Raw genomic sequence first — 24,931 nt, 5'->3', positions numbered from 1 at the left:
TGAGCCAGAGGCGGGAGAGGGCGCGGCCGTCACGCTGCAACACAGATGGTTACATTTAACGTCAAAGGCGTATGACAGACTGAACAAGCACTAGGACGATTAGTGCATTTTTCCGCGCCGGATACCGGCACCACGGCAGGAATTCATGAGTAAACGCATTCCCAACTATGCCTTGTACGGTCAGGCTGCATTGCCCGCATGGCAGGACCTGCTGCACCTGGAGTGGATCAACGAACGCGGCGACATGCATCAGCGCGAAATCAAGCCGCATCAGCATGACTCGCTGCTGCAGATCGTCTATGTGCGAAGTGGCGAGGGCGAAGTTTCGCTGGAGAACAGCCGCATGGGCTTCCGTGCGCCGTGTCTGATCCTGCTGCCGCAGCGCACCGTGCATGCCTTTCGCTACAGTCCCGAAACCGACGGGCCGGTCATCACGGCAGCACAACGCCCGCTGGAGTCGATGGCGCGGATTTTGTCCAGTGACCTGCTGGCCCTGATGCAACGTCCGGCCGTGGTGCCGCTGCCGTGGGATGCAGACGGCGAAGAGCCGATATGGCCGCTGATCCAGCTGATCCAGACTGAAGCGCAGAGCCAGGAACGCGGCAATGTCGCCGCCGGACACGCATTGTTGCTCGCGCTACTCGTACATGTCGTTCGACTGGAACAGCCGGTGCCGAACCATCGACCAGCCAATGGCAGGCGTTCCCAGCTGCTGAGCCAATTTCGCGAGTTGGTCGACACGCATTTCAAACAGCATTGGCCGCTTGGCCTGTACGCCGAAGCGCTGGGAATCACTCCAGTCACGCTGGGCCGAGCCACTCGCGAAAGTCTGGGTGAATCACCGACCGCGATCATCAGCGAGCGAGTCGTTCGCGAAGCACAACGTCAGCTGGCGTATACCGCGCTCTACATTCAGCAGATTGCCCGCGATCTGGGGTTCGACGACGCCGCATACTTCAGCCGTTTCTTTCGCAAGCAGACCGGCCTCAAACCCAGCGAATTCCGCTCGGCGTTTCGAAATGCGGAAACTGGTCAGCCGAACAGGCAGCATACTCAGGCAAAGGATTCACCTGAGAGCTGAAGCGCTTTGGACATATTGAGGCGAAAGCTGGAGATGATCAGGTGGTGGGTAACGCCTAAGGCGCAAGGTCGTATTTCGCATAATCTATATTATGTTAAATTGCGTTTGTGGTAATGGCCGTGCGTTGCCATCGCCACCTTCTGGTCCTTTCCCTCTCTGGTATTCGTTTAGCCACGATCAGCACGCGCTCTCTGCCGCGGGATGCTTATACTCGCCACAATTCTGCCAGGAAGTTGAACATGAGCAGCATCGAAGAACTCAATGCGCAATCGCTCAAGGGGCACTCAGGTCTCAAGCGAATCCTGAGAGCGCTGGGATACTCCATTGCAGGTATCCGTGCTGCGATTGCCGGCGAAGCTGCCTTCAGACAGCTGCTGCTGCTCAACGCTGTCCTGATACCACTGGCGTTCACGCTCGACGTCAGCCGAATCGAACGCTTGTTATTGGTGATCGTGCCGTTGTTGACACTGGTGGTCGAACTCGTCAATTCGGCGATAGAGGCAGCAATCGACCGAATCTCGCTCGAACTGCACCCGCTTTCCAAGAACGCCAAGGACATGGGCAGCGCGGCGCAACTGCTGTCGCTGGTGATGGTGGCGGTCACCTGGCTGATGATTCTCTATTGAGCCTGACGCTGTAACCTCACGCTCACGTTCGCCCGATCTGCCCATCCGCTCGCTGTGTCAGACAGCTCGCGGATAGGCAGTCACCGCCCTGGAACTCAGTCCTTCCTGACGTTCTGATAGAGCATCAGGCGCGATGCCTCGTGCAGTCCCCGTGTCAGGGCGACAAGTCGCTGGAATTCCTCGGGATACCGGTCGGCTACGTCGACCAGAGGCTCCGGTGATGCAATTTCGTGCAGGGTCGGCTGGCTGCCGTCGTGCTGCATCTGCAGAAGAAAGTCCTTGGTCACGCCACCAATCAGCGGGAACGTGCCTTCGCGGAGCACGAGTGGAACCACGCGCTCTCCCTCAGGAGCCGGCTGCTGGATGTCGCGTCCCATTGCACCGTTGCGAAACTCCATGCCGGCCATGCCCAGTACGGTCGGTAGCAGATCGGCCAGACCCACGGCCTCCTCGATCACTCGTGGCTTCAGCAGCTTGGGCGCATGGATCAACAACGGAACGTTATTGCTCTCGAGCCCCAGCTTTTCGTATGCCGGCAGCATGTGCGGAATCTGGGCGATGCGCGTGTTGTGGTCGCCAAACATGACGAAGATGGTGTTGTCGTACCAGCCGCCTTCCTTCGCAATCTCCATCAGGCGGCCGATGTTGAAATCCAGGAGGCGGACCGCGTTGTACTGCGCCACGCTGCGGGAACCGGCGCCCTGCACCTTTTCCAAAGGCAGATCGAGGGCTTCGAAGCCGTCGTTCTGCTTGGGTATGGTGAACGGACGATGGTTGCCTGCCGTCTGGATATAGGCAAAGAAGGGCTTGCCCTCCCCCTGCTCTCGCAGCAGCCGGTCACTTTCCTTGAACAGGTCCAGATCGGAGATTCCCCACACATCCACCATCGGAGAGTTCCAGTGGCGCTCTTCATATAGCTGGATGTCGTCGATGCTCTGGCGGATCAGGGCATTCATATTGGCCCAACCGGAATTGCCGCCAATCATGTAGTACTTGTCGTAGCCCTGCAGCGCGTTGACGAGGCTGTGTTGCCGAGTGATCAGCGGATTGCGCGTCGCGGTTTCCTGACGGGAAACGTCTGGTACGCCGGATATGCTCGCCCACACGGTCTTCGCGGTGCCGGTCACGGGAACGTAGAAGTTCTTGAAGAGCCAGCTCTGCTTGGCCAGCCGGTCGATATTGGGAGTCGGATTGAGCGGATTGCCATAGGCGCCCACTGCGGTGGTGCCCAGGGATTCGAGCATGACGAAGACGACATTCGGCCGCTTTCCATCAATCGCATAGGGTTGAACGCCCTGCTCCCGACTGAAATTCAGCGTTTTCGCATCAGGCTGGTCGACGCCCAGGTAATGGCTAACGACATCGTAATGGGCTTCGACCTGTTCTCGGTCGTAAGGCTGATTGGGGACCTTCAGCGTGTCATAAAGGAAGATCACCGGATTCAGACCAAGGGCTGCGATCTGGTTGTCGCCCGAGAAGAACGCATCGCTCCAGCGCAGCGGCACCGGGTTTTCCAGATTGATATTGTCGACGCGCCCGAGGATGGCGACGAAGACAGCCACCACCATCAGCGCACTACCCCAGATCAGCGAAAGCCGGCTGATTCGCTTTGCCGGACGATCCAGCGTGACCCGCTCGAAGCGCAGCAGCAGCCACCACATCAGAGCGGTTGCCGCCGCCCAGCCAAGGGTGATCCAGACCACGGGGTAGGTTTGCCAGACCATATCGGTGGAAATCTGCGCGTCCTCCAGAAAGCGCAACACGGTGGCATTGATGCGCACCCCGAGATAGGCGTAGTGGCCAAAATCGATGATGTAGACCAGCAGCACTGCACCAAGCGCCAGTGCCAGATAGAGCCGCGCTACCCAGCGAAGGACGCGGGAGCGGGTCAGGTTCCAGACCGGCAGCCACGCCAACAGCGCGATCGGCAACATCAACAGGATCGCCAGGCGAAGGTCGAAGCGCAGGCCGATCCCGAGCGTTTCGGGTACGGCATCGACCGTGCCGAGCGCGCTGGGCTCCAGCCCGGAGAAACCGACGAAGAAAATCCCGCGCAATGCTGCGAGCGCAATGAACAGAATCCCGACTGCACCGAACCAGTAATGCAGGCGCCGCGACTGAAGCCAACCCATTGTCCCAACCTCGAATCTATCGAATCGTCAAATAGCGCAGCCGGGCCATCACAGGTCGACTGGAGTAATTTTCGTCACGCGGGCATTGGCTTGCGCACGAGTGCCTTGCAGGCATAGACGAGCAACGCCCCGCAGCTGAACAAGGCGATGAAGGGGTCTAGCAAATAGTCCCAGTAATTGGGCGACGGCTTGATCCCCAGGCTGAACGCCAAGGTGGCAAGGCCGAGCATGGAAGCCCCCAACCAGTTCCTGAGCAGCAGCAATCCCAGGGCAAGCACGCCCACCACCGCGATCAGCGGGCGGGGGGCGTAACCGAGTTGATAGGGGTCCAGATAGGACAGGCCCATCGTTGCCGGGTAGAGAAAAAGCGCCAGTCCCGCCATCACGATCAACAATTGCACGCGCGCGTTCTGCGGCGGCATCGCCATCAGTCCCAAGCGCACTGCCGCGAGAAATGCCAGCGCCACCAGCGTCGTGATGGCCACGTCATCAGTGAAGCTGCGCATGTAGGCGGCCAGTGACAGACCGTCCACGGAAATGAAGCTGATCCCTAGCAGGAGGAGAAGGCGAAGCCCTTGAAACCCTCGGCCGAGGCCAAATCCAGGCGTGACGATGAAAGCGAGTAACCCGAAGGTCAGATGCGCTTGCCAGAGTTCAGGCATCAGAGCTGCTCCAGTAGCCAGGCATCATTGAAGCTGACGTGTTTGATGAATGTATTGTTCCAGGAATAGACCAGGTGGTAGAGACCGTCGGCGCTCCTGATGAAGTAGGGATACTCGTACTCGAAATCGCAGCCATGGGCCTTGCAGACGCGCTTATCCAGGTTTGTCAGAAACTCGTCCACCAGCGATAGCCGCCGCGGCCCGCTGGAAAGGCGAAACTTGTCGCCGATGATTTCCCGATATACCTCCGGAGTGAACGGGTTGCCCTCCGGGTCAGGCGATTCGTCCAGGTCAATCACCGGCTTCCAGAGGTCGAGGCTGGAGTCGGTCTCCATCAGGCGAAGACGGAAACGTCCGTCCTCCAGATCATTCAGGGCAACCAGCAGGCCATGATTGGGCGTGGCCACCGCCGCGAGCGCGGAATTGGGGTTGGCCGGGTCGATCGGATAAGGCTTGCTCCAGGTTCTGCCGGCATCCGCGGTGCGGCTTGCAAGCACGCGATGATGGCTGGCACCTGCATAGCGCAGCATGGCAACGGCATGTTGCTCGTCCATCGGCACCACTGTTGGTTGCAGTGAATCGTTGCCTTTGCTGATTCGACTTTTACCGGTCACCTCGCCGTTCGGGCTGATGTACAAATACTCGGCGAACTTGCCGAGGAACTCGTGGTAGACGGGCAGCCCTATGGTGCCGTCCTGATGGAATACCGGGGCATTACGCACCAGTGTGCTGATGTTCAAGAAAGGGGTGGTGATCAGCTGTCTGGGAGTCGACCAGGTTTCTCCCAGATCATCCGAATACATGGCGTTGATGGCGCTGCCAGCCCAGCCACCGATCGATACCGACACATAGAACAGCCACAGCCTGTTGTCGGGAGCCAGCGCAATGACCGGATTGCCGAGCTTGCGTATGTGCTTCTGGGTCGCCTTCTGGGTCGACTCGCGAGTCGCCAGGACCAGTTCCTCGCCCCACTCCGCCGCAATCGCGTCGAATCGCGCGCCGCGCACCTGAACGTCCGCAGCCCCTTCGCGCGAACCGGCAAACCATACGGCCATCAGGCCACCATCCGGTAAGGAGGTCACCGACGAGGCATGGACAAATTCGTCGAGATCGGAGGATGCGAAGCGGGTGCTGTAAAACGGCCCCTTGCTGGCGAGCGGCAGAGCATGAGAATTGGCTACAGCGAAACCGGCAACCGCTCGCTCAGGATGAAGCCACCAGGCGGTAGTGAAAATAGCTGCAAAGGCGATGACAGACAGGCAGGTGGGAAGAAATCCGAACTTTCCAGAACTCATATAAATCATGTCCGTATAAACACATGACGCGTCCTGCGCTTTGCAAGAAACGGCAAGCTCGTATGCCCCAAAAACCGTCGGGGCGTGAAAAAGAAAGTGTATTGGTCGGTTTGCCCCGACTTCTGATGGCCGGGAGTACCGAGCTTGTCTGAGCGGCCGCCGATCATGGCCGAGCACCAGGGTCGGAGCAATCACTTGGTGCAGGAAGCCGATCAGCCGCGCTTGATAAACGCTTCGTTCAGAAAAACCAGGTGCTACAGAAATCCTCGACGGCTGCAAGTGCAGGCGTCGCAATATAGTGTCACAAACATGCCTGTGGCAAATTGCTGCACCCTCCTCTCCATCGCGCGGCACGCAGGCCATGGCCGACCGATAAGTCGACTACCCAGAAGTACCGATGCAGGGCCAGCGGCGTAATATGGCGCATCTCAACAGAACGGGAGTTCTCTCATGCTGCTTCGCTTACTGGCCGCTGGTACTTTTGCGGCACTCTGCTTGCCTGCCCTTGCGCAGGAGCACCACAACGACCATCAGGTTTCGACTCAAGCGGCCACGGGTGAGCTGGCTGTCAGCCAGGCGTGGTCGCGGGCGATGCCGCCCAGCGCTCCGACTGGCGCGGTGTACTTCATACTGGAAAATCGTGGTCAGCAGCCACAGCGCCTGATCGGGGCGCAGACCTCACGGGCCGAAAAGACCGAGCTGCATACCCATGTCCATCAGGGCGACATGATGAAGATGCAGCAGATTCCGTCGGTCGAGGTGCAGGCCGCGGGCAAGGTGGAATTCAAGCCCGGTGGCAACCATGTGATGCTGTTTGGGCTCAAGCAACCGCTGGTGGCCGGCGAGAGCTTCCCGATCACACTGCAGTTCGAAAACGGCAGCGAGCTCACCGCCGAGGTCAGCATCGAGGAAGACGCCCCGGTCAGTGGCGGCTCGGCATCAGGTCATCACCACTGAGCGTCGGCCAAGGGCATGCGACTGACATGCCCTTGGCCCGCTTCAGACAGCGGCAGGCGTACGCATGGTGACGAATTCTTCCGCTGCGGTCGGGTGGATGCCCATTGTGTCATCGAACACCTGCTTGGTGGCGCCGGCCTTCAGCGCCACGGCCAACCCCTGCATGATCTCCCCAGCCTCCGGCCCGGCCATGTGGCAGCCAAGCACGCGGTCGGTTTCGGCGTCCACCACCAGCTTCATCAGGCTTCTTTCCAGGCTGTCGGTCATGGTCAGCTTCATCGGTCTGAAGCGGCTTTCGAAGATGGTGACCTTGTAGCCCTGCTCACGAGCTTCTTCCTCGGTCAGCCCTACGGTTGCCATGTTCGGCAGGCTGAACACGGCCGTCGGGATGGTGGAGTAATCGACCTTGCGGTACTGCTCGGGCTTGAATAGTCGACGGGCGACCGCCATGCCTTCGGCAAGCGCAACCGGGGTCAGCTGTACGCGACCGATCACGTCGCCGATCGCCAGGATCGAAGACACCGAGGTGCGGTACTCGTCATCCACTGCGATGAAGCCGCGCGCATCCAGCGCCACGCCGGCTGCTTCGAGGCCCAGGCCTTCGGTCATCGGGCGGCGGCCGGTGGCGTAGAAGATGCAGTCCGCTTCCAGGGTACGGCCGTCTTCCAGGGTGGCACGCACGCTGCCATCGGCCAGCTTGTCGATATGGACGATGTCGGCGTTGAACTGCAGGTCCACGCCCTTCTTGATCATCTCGTCTTTCAGATGGTCGCGTAGCGAGCCATCGAAGCCGCGCAGGAACAGCTCCCCACGGTAGAGCAGCTTGGTGTCGGCGCCACAGCCGTGGAAGATCGAGGCGAACTCGACCGCGATATAGCCGCCGCCCACCACCAGTACACGACGCGGCAAGGCATCCAGATAGAAGGCCTCGTTGGAGGTGATGGCGTGCTCACGACCCGGGATCTCCGGTACATGCGGCCAGCCGCCGGTGGCGATCAGGATGTGCTCGGCGCTGTAGCGCTTGCCGTCGACTTCGACGGTATGCGCATCGACCAGCCGCGCATGCGCCTGCAGCAGGGTCACGCCGCTGTCCACCAGGATGCTGCGATAGATGCCGTTCAGGCGCTGAATCTCGCGATCCTTGTTGGCGATCAGGGTTTTCCAGTCGAAGGTTGCGCCGTCGATGGTCCAGCCATAGCCCTGTGCCTGGCCGAAGTCCTCGGCATAATGCGCGCCGTAGACCAGCAGTTTCTTCGGCACGCAGCCGACATTGACACAGGTACCGCCCAGATAACGGCTCTCGGCAACCGCTACTCTTGCACCGAAACCAGCCGCGAAGCGCGCCGCCCGAACGCCACCGGAACCTGCGCCGATGACGAATAGATCGAAGTCGTAAGCCATGTAGAGTTGTCTCCTTGTCTAGCGAACAGCATAACCCAGGCTTCTGACCCGAATCACCGAAGGAGTGCCGCATGCGCCCTACCCTGACTCACCTGGCTCTGCATGTGCCCGATCTGGACGCTTGCATTGCGTTCTACGCACGCTTTTGTGGCATGCGGGTGTTCCACGAGCGGCCCGGCAAAGGGTCGCGCATCGTCTGGATGGCGGAGCCCGGCAAGGAGCGCGAGTTCATCTTCGTGATCATGCCTGGCGGCGCGGATCGCGCGTTGGCTGCGAACGACTACAGCCATTTCGGCTTCGCGATGGCCAGTCGAGAGGAGGTCGATGCGGTCGCCGAGCTGGCGCGCGAGGACGGTTGCCTGATCTGGGAACCGCGCGACGAGCCGTACCCGGTGGGTTACTACTGCGGCGTGCGCGACCCCGCGGGCAACTATGTCGAATTCAGCTATGGGCAGCCGCTCGGGCTGGGTGCCGAAGCGTTGCCGGCACCCTGAAACGAACGGGCCACCCTGAGGTGGCCCGATGGGTTCAGAACGCCTTACCGGTCAGGTAGAAGTTCTGGTAGCAGAAGTTGGTCGCCTCGATGTATCCCTCGGCGCTACCGCAGTCGAAACGCTGACCCTTGAATTTGTAGGCCAACACGCAACCATCCTGCGCCTGCTTCATCAGCGCATCGGTGATCTGGATCTCGCCGCCCTTGCCCGGTTCGGTCTGTTCGATCAGGTCGAAGATGTCCGGCGTCAGGATGTAGCGACCAATGATCGCCAGGTTCGACGGAGCGTCCTCCGGCTTGGGCTTCTCCACCATGTGGCTGACGCGGAAGATATCGTCGCGGATCATTTCACCGGCGATCACGCCGTACTTGCTGGTTTCCTCCGGCGGCACTTCCTGGATCGCGACGATGGAACAGCGGAACTGGTTGTACAGCTTGACCATCTGTGCCAGTACCGGATCGCCGTCCAGGTTGATGCACAGGTCGTCCGCCAGCACCACGGCGAACGGCTCGTCACCGATCAGCGGGCGGCCGCTGAGGATGGCATGGCCCAGGCCTTTCATTTCCACCTGACGGGTATAGGAAAAGCTGCATTCGTCGATCAGGCGCCGAATGCCGACCAGGTATTTTTCCTTGTCGGTGTTGCGGATCTGATGTTCGAGCTCATAGCTGATATCGAAGTGGTCTTCCAGCGAGCGCTTGCCGCGTCCGGTAACCATGGCGATCTGCGTGAGCCCTGCAGCAAGCGCTTCCTCGACCCCGTACTGGATCAGAGGCTTGTTCACCACCGGCAGCATTTCCTTGGGCATGGCTTTGGTTGCAGGAAGAAAACGTGTGCCATATCCGGCAGCAGGAAAAAGGCATTTCTTGATCATGTGAGTCCTTGAACTAAAGGTTCCAGTCGATGCACTGCCATCGAGAACAGCAGCTGCCTTGCGGTGTCATCCGGCCATGCCGGCGTAGAGCCTACGACCATCGTTTTCTATCGGGGTTCGCAGCGAACTCGGCTGCTGATGCAGATAGTATGCCTGCGCTACGCGCGTTCACTTCGCCGTCTCGGCGGCGGCCACGCTAATGGCGGTCTGACATTCTGTAAAGTCACCGGATAGTGTTTTTTTCACGCCTCCTTCGCGCCCGTCGTCGCCTTCATACAACTCCTATATGCATAGCTGTCGCTCATTACACTTTTGTAGCAGTCATCAGCGTAACCAGGCCGTTCGACTCATGACCTGAGTCAGGGAAATGCGCAATTGCACGGTTGTCGGTCGGCCGTGTCGCTCGCTCGTACTGGAAAAGCAATACCATAGTCGCGCCCCGTAATGGCGCATAGCTATCACCCGTCTCGGGTCTTCAAGAATCCCGGTAAGTCGCCGATAGGAGTTCAGATTGCTCAGTTCGTTGCTGCGTCGTCGTGGGAAACCAATAAAACAATAGTGCAGTGGCAGTTACCTTCCGCGTGGCAAGTACTAAGGAAAACCATGAACAACTCCGCCCCTCGACAAATGTCCGTGCAGACAAAGATCAACCTGGCGCTGGTGCTGGTGCTGGTGGCAATCATGTCTGCCTCGCTGTTCTTCTCTGCCAGTACCGAAAAGCGCCTGGTGCTCCAGGTTGTCGAGCAGCAGACCAAGGATGCTGCCGACTCCTATTTCGATAGCATCAACACCATGATGCTCACCGGCACCATGGCGCAGCGTGAAGTGCTGCGGAACAAGATCCTCGCGCGTCCGGGTGTTATCGATGCGCGCATCATCCGCGGCGATGAGGTCACCAAGGTGTTCGGGCCGGGATATGACCACCAGGCGCCTGTCGATGCCCTGGACCGCCGCGCCTTGGGCGGCGAGGAGATCATCGAGGTCAACGAGCAGAACGGGAGCCGGGTACTGACGGTGATCAACCCGATCCTGGCGCACGCCGACTACCGGGGCACCAACTGCCTGACCTGCCACCAGGTCGCGGAGAATGCCGTCATGGGCGCTGTGCGCATCAGCTACGACCTCAAGGCACTCGACCAGGAAGTGGATCGCAACATCATGATCAGCGCCGGCATTCAGCTGTTGCTGCTGGTGATAGGTGTTGTGGTGATGTGCATGACCGTGCGTCACGTGATCATTCGCCGCATCAACGCCATGCGTCACACCATGGACGCCATGGCCGAGGATGAGGACCTGAGCCGCAGCGTGGATGTAGGCGCAAAGGACGAGATCGGGGCGATGGGCCTGGCGTTCAATCGCATGATCGGCAAGTTCCGCCACAGCCTGGAAGCCGTGGCTGGCGTCACTCACAAGCTCTCCGACGTCTCCGGGCGGGTCTCCCATGTGGCAGAGAAAACCCTGGCCGCCGTCAACGAGCAGCGCAACGAAACCGACATGGTCGCCTCGGCGATGAATGAAATGAGCGCAACGGTTCAGGAGGTCGCGCGCAACGCCAGTCAGACCGCAAGCGCGTCCACCGGAGCGGATACCGAGTCCAAGGCCGGCGTGAAGGTGGCGACCGAAGCGCTCGACGGTATCGAAGTGCTGATCGCCGAGATCGAAAAGGCTGCTCAGGTGATCCAGCGCGTCGAGAGCGACAGCGCCAGCATCGACATGGTGCTCGGCGTGATCAACGGCATCGCCGAGCAGACCAACTTGCTGGCACTGAACGCCGCGATCGAAGCTGCCCGCGCCGGCGAGCAGGGCCGTGGTTTCGCGGTGGTGGCTGACGAGGTGCGCACCCTCGCCTCGCGCACACAGAAGTCCACCGAGGAAATCCAGGCGATGATCGAACAGCTGCAAGGCGGCGTGCGCAATGCCGTACAGGCAATGAAGGAAGCGCAGCTGCGCGCGCGCTCCGGCTCGGAATGCGTCGAGAAGGCTGCACAGAGCCTGGGCGTGATCGCCGACGAAGTGGGCACCATCAACGAGATGAATACCCAGATCGCCACAGCCGCCGAACAGCAGAGCGCTGTCGCCGAAGAGATCAATCGCAACATCACCACCATCAGCCGCATCGCCGACACCACGTCGGCCGACGCGACGCAGACCTCCGAGATCAGCGAAGAGCTGGTGCGCCTGGCCACCGAACTGAATCGTCTGGTCGGCCAGTTCAAGCTCTGAACACGAGCGCGAGGCCGGCCATGGCCTCGCTCCCTTGGCGTCTGTTATTCCGGCCCCGCCCAACGGCGCGGTCCGGGACGCTATTCTTGATCTGAGACAGTCGGCGCGCAGGCGCGAATCGTCCATAATCCGCGCCCATGATCTGCCTGAGCCGGACACACCCGAGGGTGACACCGCGTTCCGCACCGACTCCGAATTCAACCCTTAGGTGAAACGAACAATGGACCAACTGCCGAGCTTCAACCGGGCCCTGGTCGAGAAATACGACCGCCCCGGTCCGCGCTACACGTCCTACCCCACTGCCCCGCAGTTCCATCAGGCCTTCGCCGAGGACGACTACCGCGCTGCCGCCGCGCGTAGCAACCAGGCGCAGCCGCCCAAGCCGCTGTCGGTGTACATCCACATCCCGTTCTGCAAGAGCCTGTGCTACTACTGCGCCTGCAACAAGATCATCACCCACAAGACCGAGCGCGCCGTCGAATACCTCGAGTACCTCAAGCGCGAGATCGCCATGCAGGGTGCGCTGTTCGACCGCTCGCGCAAGCTGACCCAGCTGCACTTGGGCGGTGGCACACCGACCTATTTCACCAGCGAACAGCTGGCCGACCTGATGGCGAGCCTGCATCAGGCGTTCAACATGGATGACAGCGACAGCCACGAGTTCTCCCTTGAGGTGGACCCGCGCACCGTCACCCCGGAGCAGATCCACGGCTTGCGCAAGCTCGGCTTCAACCGTCTGAGCTTCGGCGTGCAGGACTTCGACGAGCAGGTGCAGATCGCCGTCAACCGCATCCAGACCGAGGAGCAGACCCGCGAACTGGTCCAGGCCGCCCGTGATGCGCGCTTCAAGTCGGTCAGCGTCGACCTGATCTACGGCCTGCCCCTGCAGACCGTCGCCAGCTTCGATGCCACGCTGAGCAAGATCATCGACATCCGCCCGGACCGCATCGCCGCGTACAGCTACGCGCACCTGCCGGATCTGGTGCGCGCGCAGAAGCTGATTCGCCCCGAGGACATGCCGCCGCCCGAGCGCAAACTGGAACTGCTGGAGCTGACCATTCAGCGCCTGACCGCGGCTGGCTACGTCTACATCGGCATGGACCACTTCTCGCTGCCCGAGGACGAGCTGACCCTGGCCCGCGCCAACGGCACTCTGCAGCGCAACTTCCAGGGCTACTCCACCCATGCCGACTGCGACCTGATCGGGCTGGGCATTTCCTCCATCGGCAAGGTCGCCGACAGCTACAGCCAGAACGTCAAGGAGCTCTCGCAGTACTACGCGCGACTGAACGACGGCATGCTGCCGGTGCACCGTGGTTACAAGCTGAGCGACGACGATCGGCTGCGCCGCGATGTGATCGTCTCGTTGATGTGTCATGGGCGTATCGATTACCGGCAGATCGAACAGAAGCACGGCATCGACTTCCGCAGCTATTTTGCCGACTCGCTGGCCAAACTGGCCGAGCCGGTCGCCGATGGTCTGGTGGAGCTGCGCGACGATGCGCTGATTCTGCTGCCGCAGGGCCAGCTGATGATGCGCAACGTCGCCATGGCTTTCGATGCCTATCTCGGTGGCGAGCAGCGCGGGCGCTTCTCGCGCACCGTCTGATCCTTCCATCGCGTCCGGGGCGGCACCCACGCCGCCCCTTCCGCTGATCACCGGCCATTGCCAAATACCGCTCGAACTGTATAAATAGCCAGCTTTCGAGCGGGCCGCCCGCGCCCCAGTTTTACCGGATGTGCGATGCGTCAGGCCCTGGAAAACCCCTTCTACTATCTCGACAACTTTCAGCAGGTCCTGGCCTGGGTGGACCAGCATCATGGCGACCTGCTGGACGACGCCGAACGCGCCTTCATCGTGCGTTTCGCTCTGTTGCCGCAGGCGTCCCAGGCATTGCTGGTGCGCATGGTGATGCGCAAGGGCGCGCTGTTCCGGGCCAGCAAACTGCACTACGGGGAGATCGGCTGTCCACGTCGGGCGGCAGCGCCATTGATCGAGCAGGGCTGGATCGATGCCGAGCGTGAGCTGACGCTGGAACAGCTGTTCGGCCTGCTGACCAAGGGCGAACTGCTGCAGCTGTTCGGCGTCACGAACTCGGCCGGCCTGCGCAAGGCCGAGCTGTTCGAAAGGCTGCGCGCCGACCATGGCCTGGCCAAGCCCTTCGGGCAATGGTGGGCGGGCTCCGAGGACGCGGTGTACAGCCTGTGCATCGACGAACTCTGCGAGCGGCTGCGCCTGCTGTTCTTCGGCAATATCCATCAGGACTGGTCGGAGTTCGTGCTGGCTGATCTGGGCGTTTATCGCTACGAGCAGGTGTCCTTTTCCCCCGCCTCACGAGCGTTCAGTTCGCGTGCCGAGCTGGACGCCTACCTGCATCTGCATCGCTGTCGCGAGCGCTTCGATGCCGGCGAGCCGCTGGCGGAGATCCTGGCGGCTGTACCGGCCGCGCCGTTCGGCAATGCCTGGCTGGAAAGCCGCCGCGGCAAACTGCTGCTGCGCATCGGCCAGCAGTTCGAACGGCTCGGCGAGCTCGACGAGGCCTTGCGCGTGCACGCGTCCAACGGCTATCCCGGTGCGCGTGAGCGGGCTATTCGTGTATTGGAGCGCGGCGGCCAGCCAGCGGCCGCGCTGGATCTGTTGCTTCAGGCCCGGGCCGCGCCGGAAAGCGAACATGAAGTGCAGCAGCTGCAGCGCATCCTGCCACGTCTGCAACGCAGCCTGGGCATCCCGACCGAGCGTGCACGCAGCCGCAAGCCGGAACAGCTCAACCTGATCCTGCCGAGGCCTACCTGCAGCGTCGAGCAGGCGGTGCGCGAGCATCTGACGAGGCCGGATGCGCCCGTGTATTACGTGGAGAACGCCCTGGTCGGCTCGCTGTTCGGCCTGCTCTGCTGGGACGCGATCTTCGCGCCGTTGCCGGGCGCGTTCTTTCACCCGTTCCACTGGGCGCCGGCCGACCTGAACCGCGCGGACTTCCATCAGCGCCGCGCCGATCTGTTCGCCGCCTGCCTGGCCTGCCTCGACAGCGACGACTACCGTGACTGCATCTGGCGCACCTTCCAGGCGAAACTCGGCATCCATAACGCGTTCGTCGCCTGGGGGCTGCTCGACGAACAACTGTTGGCGCAAGCGCTGGACTGCATTCCCGCCGCGCACCTGAAGCTGCTGTTCCAGCGCATCCTGGCGGACGTCACTGGCAATCGCACCGGTTTGCCGGACCTGATCCAGCTGTGGCCGGAAGCGCGCCGCTATCGCATGATCGAAGTGAAGGGCCCGGGCGATCGCCTGCAGGACAACCAAAAGCGCTGGATCGACTACGCCCATCAGCACGGTCTGCCCATTGCGGTCTGCCATGTCCAGTGGGCCGAGGCCATGGCGTGAGCTATCGGGTCGCGGTGCGCGCGCTCTGCGAATTCACGGCCAAGGTCGGCGATCTGGATCTGCGCTTCACGCCCTCGCCCACCGCGCTGGAAGGCATCGCCGGGCACGCCCAGGTCACCGCCAGGCGTGGCGATGGCTACGAGCGCGAGATCGCCCTGGAGGGGCAATACGGGCAACTGAGCGTGCGCGGCCGTGCCGATGGCTACGACCCGGCGCGCAATCGCCTGGAAGAGATCAAGACCTTTCGCGGCGACCTGGAACGCCAGCCCGCCAATCATCGCCAGTTGCACTGGGCGCAGGCGAAGATCTATGGCTGGCTGCTGTGTCAGACACGCGGGCTCGATGAACTCGAACTGGCACTGGTCTATTTCGACGTCACCAGCCACAAGGAAACGCTGTTCGTCGAGCGTCACACCGCAGCACAGCTGCGCGTGTTCTTCGAGACCCAGTGTCAGGCGTTCATCGACTGGGCCGCACAGGAAATGGCCCACCGCGCTGCGCGCGACCAGGCACTTTCCGCCCTGCGCTTTCCCCACGACGACTTTCGCACCGGCCAGCGGCAACTGGCCGAGGCGGTGTACAAGGCTGCCTGCACGAGCACCACGCTCATGGCGCAGGCGCCTACCGGCATCGGTAAGACGCTTGGCACCCTGTTCCCGCAGCTCAAGGCATTCCCGGGGCAGCGGCTGGACAAGCTGTTCTTTCTCGCCGCCAAGACGTCCGGTCGACGCCTGGCACTGGATGCGCTGCAGACGCTGCAACGCAACGCCAACCATGGACTGCGGGTACTGGAGCTGGTGGCGCGCGAAAAGACCTGCGAACACCCGGACAAGGCCTGTCATGGCGAATCCTGCCCGCTCGCCCGCGGCTTCTACGACCGCCTGCCCGCGGCGCGGGCCGCCGCGCTGGGGCAGGTCCAGCTCGACCAGGCTGCCCTGCGCGAAGTGGCGCTTGCCCATCAGGTCTGTCCCTATTACCTCAGTCAGGAGCTGGCACGCTGGGCGGACGTGGTGGTCGGTGACTACAACTATTACTTCGATAGCAGCGCCCTCCTCCACGGCCTGACGCTGGCCAACGACTGGCGCATCTGCCTGCTGGTGGACGAGGCGCACAACCTGCTCGACCGGGCACGTGGCATGTACAGCGCCGAGCTCGATCAGCGGGCCTTCGCCGGTCTCGGCAGCAAGGCACCGGCGCTCTTGAAACGCCCACTTGGTCGAGTACAGCGCTGCTGGAACGACCTGCATCGCGAACAGCTGGCGGACTACCAGGTGCAACCGGAGTTGCCGCTCAAGTTGCTCGGCGCGCTGCAGCAGGCGGTCAGCGTCATCACCGACTATCTGGGCGAGCAACCTGCAGGGCTGGATGCGGAGCTGCAACGGGCCTATTTCGACGCCATGCATTTCTGCCGTGTCGCCGAGCTGTTCGGTGAACACTCGCTGTTCGACATCAGCCTGTTGCCGGCGACTGCTCGCAGCAAGGCCCGTCGTTCGATCCTTTGCCTGCGCAATGTGGTTCCCGCCCCCTTTCTGGCTCCCCGCCTGGCGCAGGCGCGTTCCAGTGTGCTGTTCTCCGCCACGTTGAGCCCGCGCAGATTCCATGCCGACATGCTGGGCCTGCCCGCCGCCACCGCCTGGATCGACGTCGAATCGCCGTTCCAGAGCCGGCAGCTGCGCGTCTGCCTGGCCGAGCATGTTTCGACCCGTTATCAGCACCGGCAGGCCTCGCTGGGCGCTGTGGTCGAACTGATTGCCCGTCAGTACCGCGAGCGTCCCGGCAACTACCTGGCCTTCTTCAGCAGCTTCGATTACCTGCAACAGGTCACCGTGCTGCTGCGCGAGCAATGCCCGGACGTACCCTTCTGGGAGCAGACCCGCGGCATGCAGGAAGCGGCGCGCAATGCCTTTCTCGATCGCTTTACCGAACGCAGCAAAGGAATCGGTTTCGCCGTGCTTGGCGGCGCATTCGCCGAAGGCATCGACCTCCCCGGCCAGCGCCTGATCGGTGCCTTCATCGCGACCCTTGGCCTGCCGCAGGTCAACCCGGTCAACGAACAGTTCAAGATACGGCTCGACGAGATGTTCGGGCGCGGCCACGGTTACGACTACACCTATCTCTACCCAGGGTTGCAAAAGGTCGTGCAGGCCGCCGGCCGAGTGATCCGCACACAGCAGGACGAGGGCGTCGTGCATCTGATCGACGACCGTTTTGGCCGTCCGCAGGTGCGTCGCCTGTTGCCCGGGTGGTGGGCCTTGTCTGGCAGTTCTGGTGGATGAACGCCGGTCGTTCGGGTTGCGTGGGCGTCGGAGGCTGGTTATAGTCCTGCGCCGCCGATTCCCCATCGGCGCGCTGCGACGCAGCCTCCGCCCGGATGGCGAAATTGGTATACGCAAGAGACTTAAAATCTCTCATCCGAAAGGGTATGCGGGTTCGACCCCCGCTCCGGGCACCAAACTTCCGTTGGTTCCAGCAACTGGCGCCGGCGCAGCCCATTCGAATATCCCTCCTATATATCCCATCAGCCGCTCAAAGATCGGATGCGCTCGATTGTGCGTACTTCAAGCCCTTCACGTTTGTTGGGCGTTAAGTTGCGGGCAATATCGGCGCCTCTATAAATCTTTAGAATGAATTTGTGCTAATCTGTATCTATAGACACAAACTGTCGGAACCATTGCCATGTCAGCCACCCTTCAAGTAACCGCTTTTTCCAAGGATCAATGCACAACTGGATTGCGCGCTGCGGTGAATATTCTGGACAAATGGCAGGCCACGACTGAACAGGCCTGTCGAATTCTGCGTATCTCCCGCAGCACTCATGCGCGCGCCAAGTTGCGTAATGCCGACTGGTCGGTGAGCCTGGATCCGGATCAGATGCAGCGCATCAGTTTCATCCTCAATATCCACGCCGCGCTGCGACTGATCTTCGATAATCCGGAGAACACCTACGGTTTCCCTGGAATGCCCAATCACAACGAGTTCTTCAACGGCCGTTCACCGCTGGAGGTCATGGCGCAGGGCGACATGATTTCGCTGTACGAGACATTTCGGCGGATCGACAGTCTGCGGGGCGCGCAGTGGTAGTGCCGAAGCGGCTGCCGGTTCGGCCGCCGGCGAAGCTGCAGGCGTATCGATTGGTGAACTCCAAGTTTCCGCCCATCGAGCTGTTCGATGACGTGGCCGACGCCGATGAGTTCGACATGCTTTATCAGCTCCAAGCCCTGACGAACCCGCGCCTGCACAACGAGACCGGCCGACTCGAGCTGATTCCCCGCGGCGAGATCCCGTTCGGCATTCCCGGCTGCTCCTATGCCACCGCTCCGTTCACCCATGTGAATCCCTCCGGCTCGCGTTTCAGCGATGGCAGCTACGGCGTGCTCTACCTGGCCGACAGTATGGAAACGGCCCTTGCCGAAGTGCGCCATCACCAGGAGCTGTACTGGTCCGGCGTGGTGGGTCTGAACTTCGAGCGCTTCGTCTTTCGCGGATTGTCGTGCCAGTTCGACGAGGCAGGCCTGCTGGATGCCACGACCGTCGCGCTGACCGACCCGATCTATGATCCGAACGATTATTCCGCGGCGCGCCAGTTCGGTCGTCAGCTCCGGCAGGACGGCTTTGCAGGTCTGCGCTACCGCTCGGTGCGCAAGCCTGGCCAGCATTGCTGGGCGCTCATGACGCCGCGCAATGTGCTCTCCATTGTCCAGACCGCCCATTACGAGATGATCTGGAACGCCGGCATTACCAGTGTGAGCGCCATCGGCGAGGTTTCGCCGTAGGCCCACCCCGGCGCCGCTCGTCCGCACGCCCGTCACTGCCAACCAGCTGTAACAAACTCCGCGCATCCTTTGCTCAAGGACTCCCCATGGCGCACGGACGCTCCCCCGAACAGACGATGTGAGGACGCGACGATGAGCAAGCGATCACTCGAAGAACTGGTAACCCGTTCGGATATCAGCGCACTGCAGCCGATGGCGCACTGGCGTCGTGGTCGTCGCAGCGGGCAGGAAAAAGCAGGGCCGAACGCTGCAGCGCTGATGCAGAGAGCCTCGGCAGACATTGGCATGCTAAGGACAGCCCCGTCTCACTGATCCGTTCAGGCAACGCCAATGGCGAGCGGAGCGAATCCTGCCGGTCTAGCGGGCAGGGCCGACCTCGCGAGCGCCCTGCCCTTCACCCGTGGTGTCGCGGCAACCACAGAGAGATAAGCGCGGCGAGCAGCAGGAACAGCGACGACACCCACAGGCAAGCCTGCAGGCCGTAGGCCTGGAACACCCAACCCGAGAGCAGCGTGCCGACCAATCGACCCAGCGCGTTGGACATGTAATAGAAGCCTACATCCAGCGAGACGCCATCTTCCTTGGCGTAGCTGACGATCAGATAGCTGTGCAGCGACGAATTCACCGCGAACAGCACGCCAAATAGCAGCAGCCCGCCGATCAGCACCCACTGCGGCGACGCAGCGCCCGCCAGCCCGACCGCAATGGCCGCAGGCAACGCGGCCAGCGACGCTGCCCATAGGAAAGCCGCGCGCCCATCCGGGACCTTGCCACTGCGTTTGCCGGTGATCGCCGGTGCGACCGACTGGACAATGCCGTAACCGATGATCCAGCACGCAAGGAAGCCACCGACCATCCAGAAGTCCCAGCCGAAAACCGCGCTCAGATACACCGGCAAAGCCACCACGAACCAGACGTCTCGCGCGCCGAACAGGAACAGGCGCGCCGCGGACAACACGTTGATCGCGCGACTCTTGGACAGGATGTCGCGGAACTTGGGCTTGGCCTTGGCCTTGCCGAGATCCTTTTTCAGCAGCACCAGGCTGGCCAGCCAGATCAGCGCCAGCACGGCAGCCATCGCCAGCACCGCGCCGGCGAATCCCAGCAGACTGAGCAGCGCGCCGCCGAGAAAGAAGCCCACGCCCTTGAGCGCGTTCTTCGAGCCAGTGAGGATGGCGACCCACTTGTAGAGCGTGCCCTGCTGGCTGTCCGGCACTAGAAGCTTGATCGAGCTCTTGGCGGACATCTTGTTCAGATCCTTGGCGATGCCGGAAAGCGCCTGCGCGCCCATTACCCAGGGCACGGTCAGCCATGTGGCCGGTACGGTGAGCATTAGCAGGGCCGCGACCTGCAGCGCCAAGCCGAGGTTCATCGTACGGTTCAGACCAAGCCGCGCACCGAGGTACCCGCCAATCAGGTTGGTGACGACGCCGAATATTTCGTAGAACAGGAACAGCGCGGCGATCTGCAAGGGCGAGTAGCCCAGCGCATGGAAGTGCAGCACCACCAGCATGCGCAGCGCGCCGTCGGTGAGGGTGAAGGCCCAGTAGTTACCGGTTACCACCAGGTACTGGCGGATTTCCGGCGCGAGACGTTGCAGAGCATGCATGGCGGCGGCTCATAAATATGTACGGATCACTGATAAGGCGCGAACCCGCTCGGCCCACCTCAGACGCCGGGCTGAATGGTGGGCTGAAGCCCACCCTACGGGATGTACGCCCTAGCAAATGTCGGCTAGCCCAACCTTGCGCGCCAGTTCAACGGTGCGGTTGGCGTAGCCCCACTCGTTGTCGTACCACGCGTAGATCTTCACCTGCGTGCCGTTGACCACCATGGTCGACAGCGCATCGATGATCGACGAGCGCGGGTCGGTGCGGTAATCAATGGAAACCAGCGGCCGCTCCTCGTAGCCGAGAATGCCCTTGAGCTCGCCCTCCGCTGCAGCCTGCAGCAACCGGTTCACCTCTGCGACATCGGTGCTGCGCTCCACCTCGAACACGCAGTCGGTGAGCGAGGCATTGGCCAGCGGCACGCGCACGGCATGGCCGTTCAGCTTGCCGCGCAGCTCGGGAAATATCTCGGCGATCGCCGTGGCCGAGCCGGTGGTGGTGGGAATCAGGCTCATGCCCGAGGCGCGGGCGCGGCGCAGATCCTTGTACGGCTGATCAAGAATGCTCTGCGTATTGGTCAGGTCATGGATGGTGGTGATCGAACCGTGGCGGATGCCGAGCTGCTCGTGGATCACCTTGACCACCGGTGCCAGGCAGTTGGTGGTGCAGGACGCCGCGGTGACGATGCGGTGCTGCGCCGGATCGTACAGGCCGTCATTGACGCCCATGACGACGTTCAGCGCGCCCGCCTCCTTCACCGGCGCGCTGACTACCACGCGCTTGACCCCCTGCTCCAGATACTGCTGCAGCACCGCAACGGTCTTCATCTTGCCGCTCGCCTCGATGACAAGATCGCAGCCCGACCAATCGGTGTCGGCGATCGCCTTGTTGGCGCTGACCTTCACCCGCCGGCCGTTGATGGCCAGGCGGTCGCCGTCGGCGCTGGCCTCGTGCTGCCAGCGGCCATGCACAGAGTCGAAATTGAGCAGGTGCGCATGGGTCGCCGCATCGCCGGCCGGATCGTTGATCTGCACGAAGTCCAGCTCCGGCCAATCCCAGGCCGCCCGCAGGGCCAGGCGGCCGATGCGGCCGAAACCGTTGATGCCTACTTTTATGCTCATGGATGACTCGCTCCTGAAATGATGGATCAGAGATTGCGCGGCGCGAACATGATGATCGCCATGCCCAGCAACGCCACGGCGCAGCCGAGCAGGTCCCACCCGGTGGGGCGAACACCGTCGACCAGCCACAGCCAGACCAGTGCGACAGCGACGTAAACGCCACCGTAGGCGGCGTAGACCCGTCCGGCGGCGGTGGGGTGCAGTGACAGCAGCCAGGCGAACAGCGCCAGGGAAAGCGCCGCCGGAACCAGCAACCAGATACTCTTGCCTTGTTTCAGCCAGAGGTACGGCAGATAACAGCCGACGATCTCCGCTATCGCGGTAATGACGAACAAGCCGAGCGTATTCAGCACGAGAGGCCCGTCATGCGCCGAAGCGTTCGATCCAGCCGACATGCGCCGGATGCTGGATAGCCTTGGGGCGAAGCGCCTGGACGCAGGCGATGGCTGTCGCGCGCGGCACGTCGCGGTCGATCAGGATGCGCGCTGCGATCAGCCCGGTACGACCAGAGCCGCCCTTGCAGTGAATAGCGACGCGCTTGCCGGCATCCAGCAACTCATGGATCCGAGCTGCCGCCCCTTCCCAGGCCAGATCGAAGTCCGCCAGCGGCACCTGTTCGTCGGCCACCGGCAGGTGAAACCACTCGAGGTCGCGTTCGGCACAGAGTTGCGGCAGCTGGCTCGCGTCGTTACGGGCCAGCTCTTCGGCGGGCATCAAGGTGATCACTGCTTCGGCACCAGCCGCCTGCAGCGTGGTCAGCGCCTCGTCGAGGCTGCTGCCCTTGCTACCGGGACACGGCGTGAAGATCAGCTGACCGGCACAGCCGGGCACATCGAGGATGTCGTAGGGATGGGACACGCGGGCGATTCCTGGAAGTCAGATTGAGCGTTGATTGACGCGACGGGACAGCGCTTCGGCCGACTCCTTGCGTTCCGAATAACGGTCGACCAGGTAATCGGCGCGACCGCGTACCAGCAGGGTGAACTTGATCAGCTCCTCCATCACATCCACCACGCGGTCGTAATAGGCCGAGGGCTTCATCCGCCCCGCCTCGTCGAACTCGAGATAGGCCTTGGCCACTGAGGACTGGTTGGGGATGGTGAGCATGCGCATCCAGCGACCCAGCACGCGCATCTGATTGAGCGCATTGAATGACTGCGAACCGCCGCTGACTTGCATGATCGCCAGCGTCTTGCCCTGAGTCGGGCGCAGCGCGCCCATGGCCAGCGGCACCCAGTCGATTTGCGCCTTGAACACCGCGCTCATCGAGCCATGCCGTTCCGGCGAGCACCACACCTGCCCCTCCGACCACTGCATCAGCTCGCGCAGTTCCTGCACCTTCGGATGGCTGTCAGGTGCATCGTCCGGCAGTGGTAGTCCTGCCGGATGAAAGATGCGCGTCTCGGCACCGAAACGCTCCAGCAGCCGCGCAGCTTCCTGTACCAGCAAGCGACTGTAGGAGCGCTCCCGGTTGGAGCCATAGAGCAGCAGAATGCGCGGCTTGTGCGCAGGCCCGTCTGGGAGGCCCAGCTTGGCGAGATCCGGCAGATCGAGCAGCGCTGGATCGATATTGGGTAGGTCGTCGTGCATGGGGTAATCCTGAAAGTTGAGGCGAGTGAACGATGCGATTCAGCCACACACCGTCGCCCGCTCGGGACGATTGCGCATGCGCTCCAGACGCTGCACGTTGTCGCTCAGCCAGTTCTTGTTGGCAGCCAGAATCGGTTGCAGCATGTCCGTGACCCAGTCAGGCAGATGCGGATGGAAACGGTAATAGACCCACTGTCCCTGGCGGCGATCTTCCAGCATGCCGCAGCTGCGCAGCATCGCCAGGTGACGGGAAATTTTCGGCTGACTTTCATCCAGCGCGCAGGTCAGCTCGCACACGCACAACTCGCCTTCGCGGGCGATGAGCAAGGCGATGCGCACGCGAGTCTCGTCAGCCAGGCATTTGAATACGGTGGTAGGTGTCAGGTGCTCGATCACGAAAATACCCTTCTGACGCTTGCCGATCGGTTGATGATCGCGAAACGTATGCGTCGGCGAATATATTGCTTAACGCATATACGAGTAAAGCGCAGGTTAGCCGCTCAGGTGCTTCAGGCAACCTTGGCGTGGCGAATTTGCTCGGCGTAATGCAACCCGCGTATATTCCGCAGAGCGTATATAAGGCGAACCGAATGTCTTGGATGAGAGTCTGCTGATGTCAGCCCCCCATGTGCTCGATGTGATCATCATCGGCGCCGGGCAGTCGGCCCTGGCGAGCGCGTACTTCGTGCGGCGTACGGCGCTTTCCTACCTGCTGCTGGACGATCAACCCGCCCCGGGTGGCGCCTGGCTCCACGCCTGGAATTCGTTGAGGCTGTTCTCACCGGCGGCCTGGAGTTCGATCGCCGGCTGGCCGATGCCCACCCCCGTCGAACCGGGCAATCCGTCGCGCGACGATGTGATCGACTACCTGCAACGCTACGAGACCCGCTACAGCTTTCCCATTCAGCGCCCGGTTCATGTCGATGCGATCAGGCGCGTAGATGATCTATGGCAGGTTCAGGCCGGCGATTGGCGCTGGCTGGCCCGGGCAGTAATCAGTGCGACCGGCACCTGGAGCAAGCCTTTCATTCCGGACTATCCGGGGCGCGAGGCGTTCCAGGGGCTGCAATTGCATTCAGCGTACTACCGGGACCCTGCGCCCTTCTCCGGCAAGCGCGTGATGGTGGTCGGCGGCGGCAATTCAGCCGCGCAGATCCTGGCGGAACTCTCGAAGGTCGGCGAAACCATATGGGTCACTCAGGACCCGCCGGCATTCCTTCCCGATGAGGTCGATGGTCGCGTGCTGTTCGAGCGTGCAACCGCGCGCTGGAAGGCTCAGCAGGAGGGCCGCAGCATCGATGACCTGCCCGGCGGCTTCGGCGATATCGTCATGGTGCCCTCGGTGCTCGACGCGCGGGAACGTGGCGTGCTGGTAGCGCAACCGCCGTTTGTGCGCTTGCACGAAACTGCCGTCGAATGGGCGGACGGCCGTCAGACTCGCCTCGATGCGGTGGTCTGGTGCACCGGCTTTCGCCCGGCGCTCGATCATCTTCACCCGTGCGGGCTGGTGGAGGCCGACGGCAAGGTGCAGGTAGCAGGGACCCAAGCCGTGAAACAGCCCAATCTCTGGCTGGTCGGCTACGGCGAGTGGACCGGCACGGCATCTGCCACGCTGATCGGCGTCATGCGCAGCGCCCGAAGTACGGTCGACGAAGTGGTCGAAGCGCTGTCCGCACAATCCCGCTAGCGCGGCGACACAACCCACCACCT

At 62.1% G+C, this 24,931-nt stretch carries 24 protein-coding genes and 1 tRNA gene; 14 read left to right on the top strand and 11 right to left on the bottom strand.

Features of this window, described 5'->3' with window-relative positions; genetic code table 11:
* The first annotated feature begins 145 nt into the window (after positions 1 to 145).
* Positions 146 to 1,081, top strand: a complete 936-nt coding sequence (locus NAO55_RS05985; RefSeq protein ID WP_102841096.1) for a helix-turn-helix domain-containing protein — start codon at positions 146 to 148, stop codon at positions 1,079 to 1,081.
* Between the two features lie 239 nt (positions 1,082 to 1,320).
* A complete protein-coding gene (locus tag NAO55_RS05980; protein WP_102841097.1) occupies positions 1,321 to 1,707 on the top strand; it encodes a diacylglycerol kinase in 387 nt (128 codons plus the stop codon).
* A 95-nt stretch (positions 1,708 to 1,802) separates the two neighbouring features.
* Here the strand turns inward: NAO55_RS05980 and NAO55_RS05975 are convergent, their stop codons facing one another.
* Positions 1,803 to 3,536 (bottom strand): LTA synthase family protein, encoded by a 1,734-nt coding sequence (locus NAO55_RS05975; protein ID WP_256070096.1) that lies wholly within the window; start codon positions 3,534 to 3,536, stop codon positions 1,803 to 1,805.
* On the opposite strand from NAO55_RS05975, the gene NAO55_RS20960 reads away from it, so the two are divergent.
* Positions 3,504 to 3,956, top strand: coding sequence for a hypothetical protein (locus tag NAO55_RS20960; RefSeq protein ID WP_256070095.1), 453 nt, complete (start codon positions 3,504 to 3,506; stop codon positions 3,954 to 3,956). The two genes, NAO55_RS05975 and NAO55_RS20960, sit on opposite strands and share 33 nt — an antisense overlap.
* Here the strand turns inward: NAO55_RS20960 and NAO55_RS05965 are convergent.
* A complete protein-coding gene (locus tag NAO55_RS05965) occupies positions 3,914 to 4,501 on the bottom strand; it encodes a hypothetical protein (RefSeq protein ID WP_102841099.1) in 588 nt (195 codons plus the stop codon). The two genes, NAO55_RS20960 and NAO55_RS05965, sit on opposite strands and share 43 nt — an antisense overlap.
* Positions 4,501 to 5,664, bottom strand: a complete 1,164-nt coding sequence (locus NAO55_RS05960) for a sialidase family protein (protein ID WP_102841439.1) — start codon at positions 5,662 to 5,664, stop codon at positions 4,501 to 4,503. The genes NAO55_RS05965 and NAO55_RS05960 overlap by 1 nt, the downstream gene beginning before the upstream one ends.
* A 582-nt stretch (positions 5,665 to 6,246) precedes the next feature.
* Here NAO55_RS05960 and NAO55_RS05955 point away from each other — a divergent pair.
* Entirely contained in the window at positions 6,247 to 6,753 is a 507-nt protein-coding gene (locus NAO55_RS05955; protein ID WP_102841100.1) for a copper chaperone PCu(A)C, read from the top strand.
* 42 nt (positions 6,754 to 6,795) lie between these two features.
* Here NAO55_RS05955 and gorA read toward each other — a convergent pair whose 3' ends face one another.
* Positions 6,796 to 8,154, bottom strand: coding sequence for a glutathione-disulfide reductase (gene gorA, locus NAO55_RS05950; RefSeq protein WP_102841101.1), 1,359 nt, complete (start codon positions 8,152 to 8,154; stop codon positions 6,796 to 6,798).
* Between the two features lie 71 nt (positions 8,155 to 8,225).
* Here gorA and NAO55_RS05945 point away from each other — a divergent pair, with 71 nt between their 5' ends.
* On the top strand, positions 8,226 to 8,648 hold the full coding sequence (locus tag NAO55_RS05945) for a VOC family protein (protein ID WP_102841102.1): 423 nt from the start codon (positions 8,226 to 8,228) through the stop codon (positions 8,646 to 8,648).
* A gap of 34 nt (positions 8,649 to 8,682) precedes the next feature.
* On the opposite strand, the gene galU is transcribed toward NAO55_RS05945, so the two are convergent.
* On the bottom strand, positions 8,683 to 9,522 hold the full coding sequence (gene galU, locus NAO55_RS05940) for a UTP--glucose-1-phosphate uridylyltransferase GalU (protein ID WP_011913243.1): 840 nt from the start codon (positions 9,520 to 9,522) through the stop codon (positions 8,683 to 8,685).
* A 603-nt stretch (positions 9,523 to 10,125) separates the two neighbouring features.
* Between galU and NAO55_RS05935 the strand changes: the two genes are divergently transcribed.
* The 8 genes from NAO55_RS05935 to NAO55_RS20955 all read left to right on the top strand — a co-directional run bounded on the left by NAO55_RS05935 (position 10,126) and on the right by NAO55_RS20955 (position 19,212).
* Complete coding sequence (locus tag NAO55_RS05935) at positions 10,126 to 11,745, top strand: methyl-accepting chemotaxis protein (protein WP_102841103.1); 1,620 nt, start codon at positions 10,126 to 10,128, stop codon at positions 11,743 to 11,745.
* Between the two features lie 220 nt (positions 11,746 to 11,965).
* Positions 11,966 to 13,354 (top strand): oxygen-independent coproporphyrinogen III oxidase, encoded by a 1,389-nt coding sequence (gene hemN / locus NAO55_RS05930; protein ID WP_011913241.1) that lies wholly within the window; start codon positions 11,966 to 11,968, stop codon positions 13,352 to 13,354.
* Between the two features lie 135 nt (positions 13,355 to 13,489).
* Positions 13,490 to 15,127: a VRR-NUC domain-containing protein gene (locus NAO55_RS05925; RefSeq protein WP_102841104.1), complete on the top strand. Its 1,638-nt coding sequence runs from the start codon at positions 13,490 to 13,492 to the stop codon at positions 15,125 to 15,127.
* Positions 15,124 to 17,403 (top strand): ATP-dependent DNA helicase, encoded by a 2,280-nt coding sequence (locus tag NAO55_RS05920; RefSeq protein ID WP_102841105.1) that lies wholly within the window; start codon positions 15,124 to 15,126, stop codon positions 17,401 to 17,403. The genes NAO55_RS05925 and NAO55_RS05920 overlap by 4 nt, the downstream gene beginning before the upstream one ends.
* Positions 17,404 to 17,492: 89 nt before the next feature.
* Positions 17,493 to 17,579: transfer RNA gene (locus NAO55_RS05915), tRNA-Leu, on the top strand.
* 224 nt (positions 17,580 to 17,803) lie between these two features.
* Complete coding sequence (locus tag NAO55_RS05910; RefSeq protein ID WP_102841106.1) at positions 17,804 to 18,208, top strand: antitoxin Xre-like helix-turn-helix domain-containing protein; 405 nt, start codon at positions 17,804 to 17,806, stop codon at positions 18,206 to 18,208.
* Positions 18,208 to 18,900: an RES family NAD+ phosphorylase gene (locus NAO55_RS05905; RefSeq protein ID WP_102841107.1), complete on the top strand. Its 693-nt coding sequence runs from the start codon at positions 18,208 to 18,210 to the stop codon at positions 18,898 to 18,900. Before NAO55_RS05910 ends, NAO55_RS05905 begins: the two co-directional genes overlap by 1 nt.
* 132 nt (positions 18,901 to 19,032) lie before the next feature.
* Positions 19,033 to 19,212: a hypothetical protein gene (locus tag NAO55_RS20955; protein WP_102841108.1), complete on the top strand. Its 180-nt coding sequence runs from the start codon at positions 19,033 to 19,035 to the stop codon at positions 19,210 to 19,212.
* An 82-nt stretch (positions 19,213 to 19,294) separates the two neighbouring features.
* Here NAO55_RS20955 and arsJ read toward each other — a convergent pair whose 3' ends face one another.
* The 6 genes from arsJ to NAO55_RS05875 all read right to left on the bottom strand — a co-directional run bounded on the left by arsJ (position 19,295) and on the right by NAO55_RS05875 (position 23,617).
* Positions 19,295 to 20,509, bottom strand: a complete 1,215-nt coding sequence (gene arsJ / locus NAO55_RS05900; RefSeq protein WP_102841109.1) for an organoarsenical effux MFS transporter ArsJ — start codon at positions 20,507 to 20,509, stop codon at positions 19,295 to 19,297.
* 111 nt (positions 20,510 to 20,620) lie between these two features.
* Positions 20,621 to 21,631, bottom strand: coding sequence for an ArsJ-associated glyceraldehyde-3-phosphate dehydrogenase (locus NAO55_RS05895; protein ID WP_102841110.1), 1,011 nt, complete (start codon positions 21,629 to 21,631; stop codon positions 20,621 to 20,623).
* Positions 21,632 to 21,657: 26 nt separating this feature from the next.
* Positions 21,658 to 22,026, bottom strand: coding sequence for a YnfA family protein (locus tag NAO55_RS05890; RefSeq protein WP_197932472.1), 369 nt, complete (start codon positions 22,024 to 22,026; stop codon positions 21,658 to 21,660).
* Complete coding sequence (locus tag NAO55_RS05885) at positions 21,995 to 22,489, bottom strand: phosphatase domain-containing putative toxin (protein WP_102841111.1); 495 nt, start codon at positions 22,487 to 22,489, stop codon at positions 21,995 to 21,997. The genes NAO55_RS05890 and NAO55_RS05885 overlap by 32 nt, the downstream gene beginning before the upstream one ends.
* 18 nt (positions 22,490 to 22,507) lie before the next feature.
* Positions 22,508 to 23,221, bottom strand: a complete 714-nt coding sequence (gene arsH / locus NAO55_RS05880) for an arsenical resistance protein ArsH (RefSeq protein ID WP_102841112.1) — start codon at positions 23,219 to 23,221, stop codon at positions 22,508 to 22,510.
* 39 nt (positions 23,222 to 23,260) lie between these two features.
* Positions 23,261 to 23,617: a metalloregulator ArsR/SmtB family transcription factor gene (locus tag NAO55_RS05875; RefSeq protein ID WP_102841113.1), complete on the bottom strand. Its 357-nt coding sequence runs from the start codon at positions 23,615 to 23,617 to the stop codon at positions 23,261 to 23,263.
* Positions 23,618 to 23,834: 217 nt separating this feature from the next.
* On the opposite strand from NAO55_RS05875, the gene NAO55_RS05870 reads away from it, so the two are divergent.
* On the top strand, positions 23,835 to 24,908 hold the full coding sequence (locus NAO55_RS05870) for an ArsO family NAD(P)H-dependent flavin-containing monooxygenase (RefSeq protein WP_102841114.1): 1,074 nt from the start codon (positions 23,835 to 23,837) through the stop codon (positions 24,906 to 24,908).
* The last annotated feature ends 23 nt before the right edge of the window (positions 24,909 to 24,931 follow it).

Source organism: Stutzerimonas frequens (assembly GCF_024448335.1).
Classification (GTDB): domain Bacteria; phylum Pseudomonadota; class Gammaproteobacteria; order Pseudomonadales; family Pseudomonadaceae; genus Stutzerimonas; species Stutzerimonas frequens.
The sequence above is the reverse complement of the archived record's forward strand: the minus strand, read 5'-3'. Positions and strand labels throughout refer to the sequence as shown.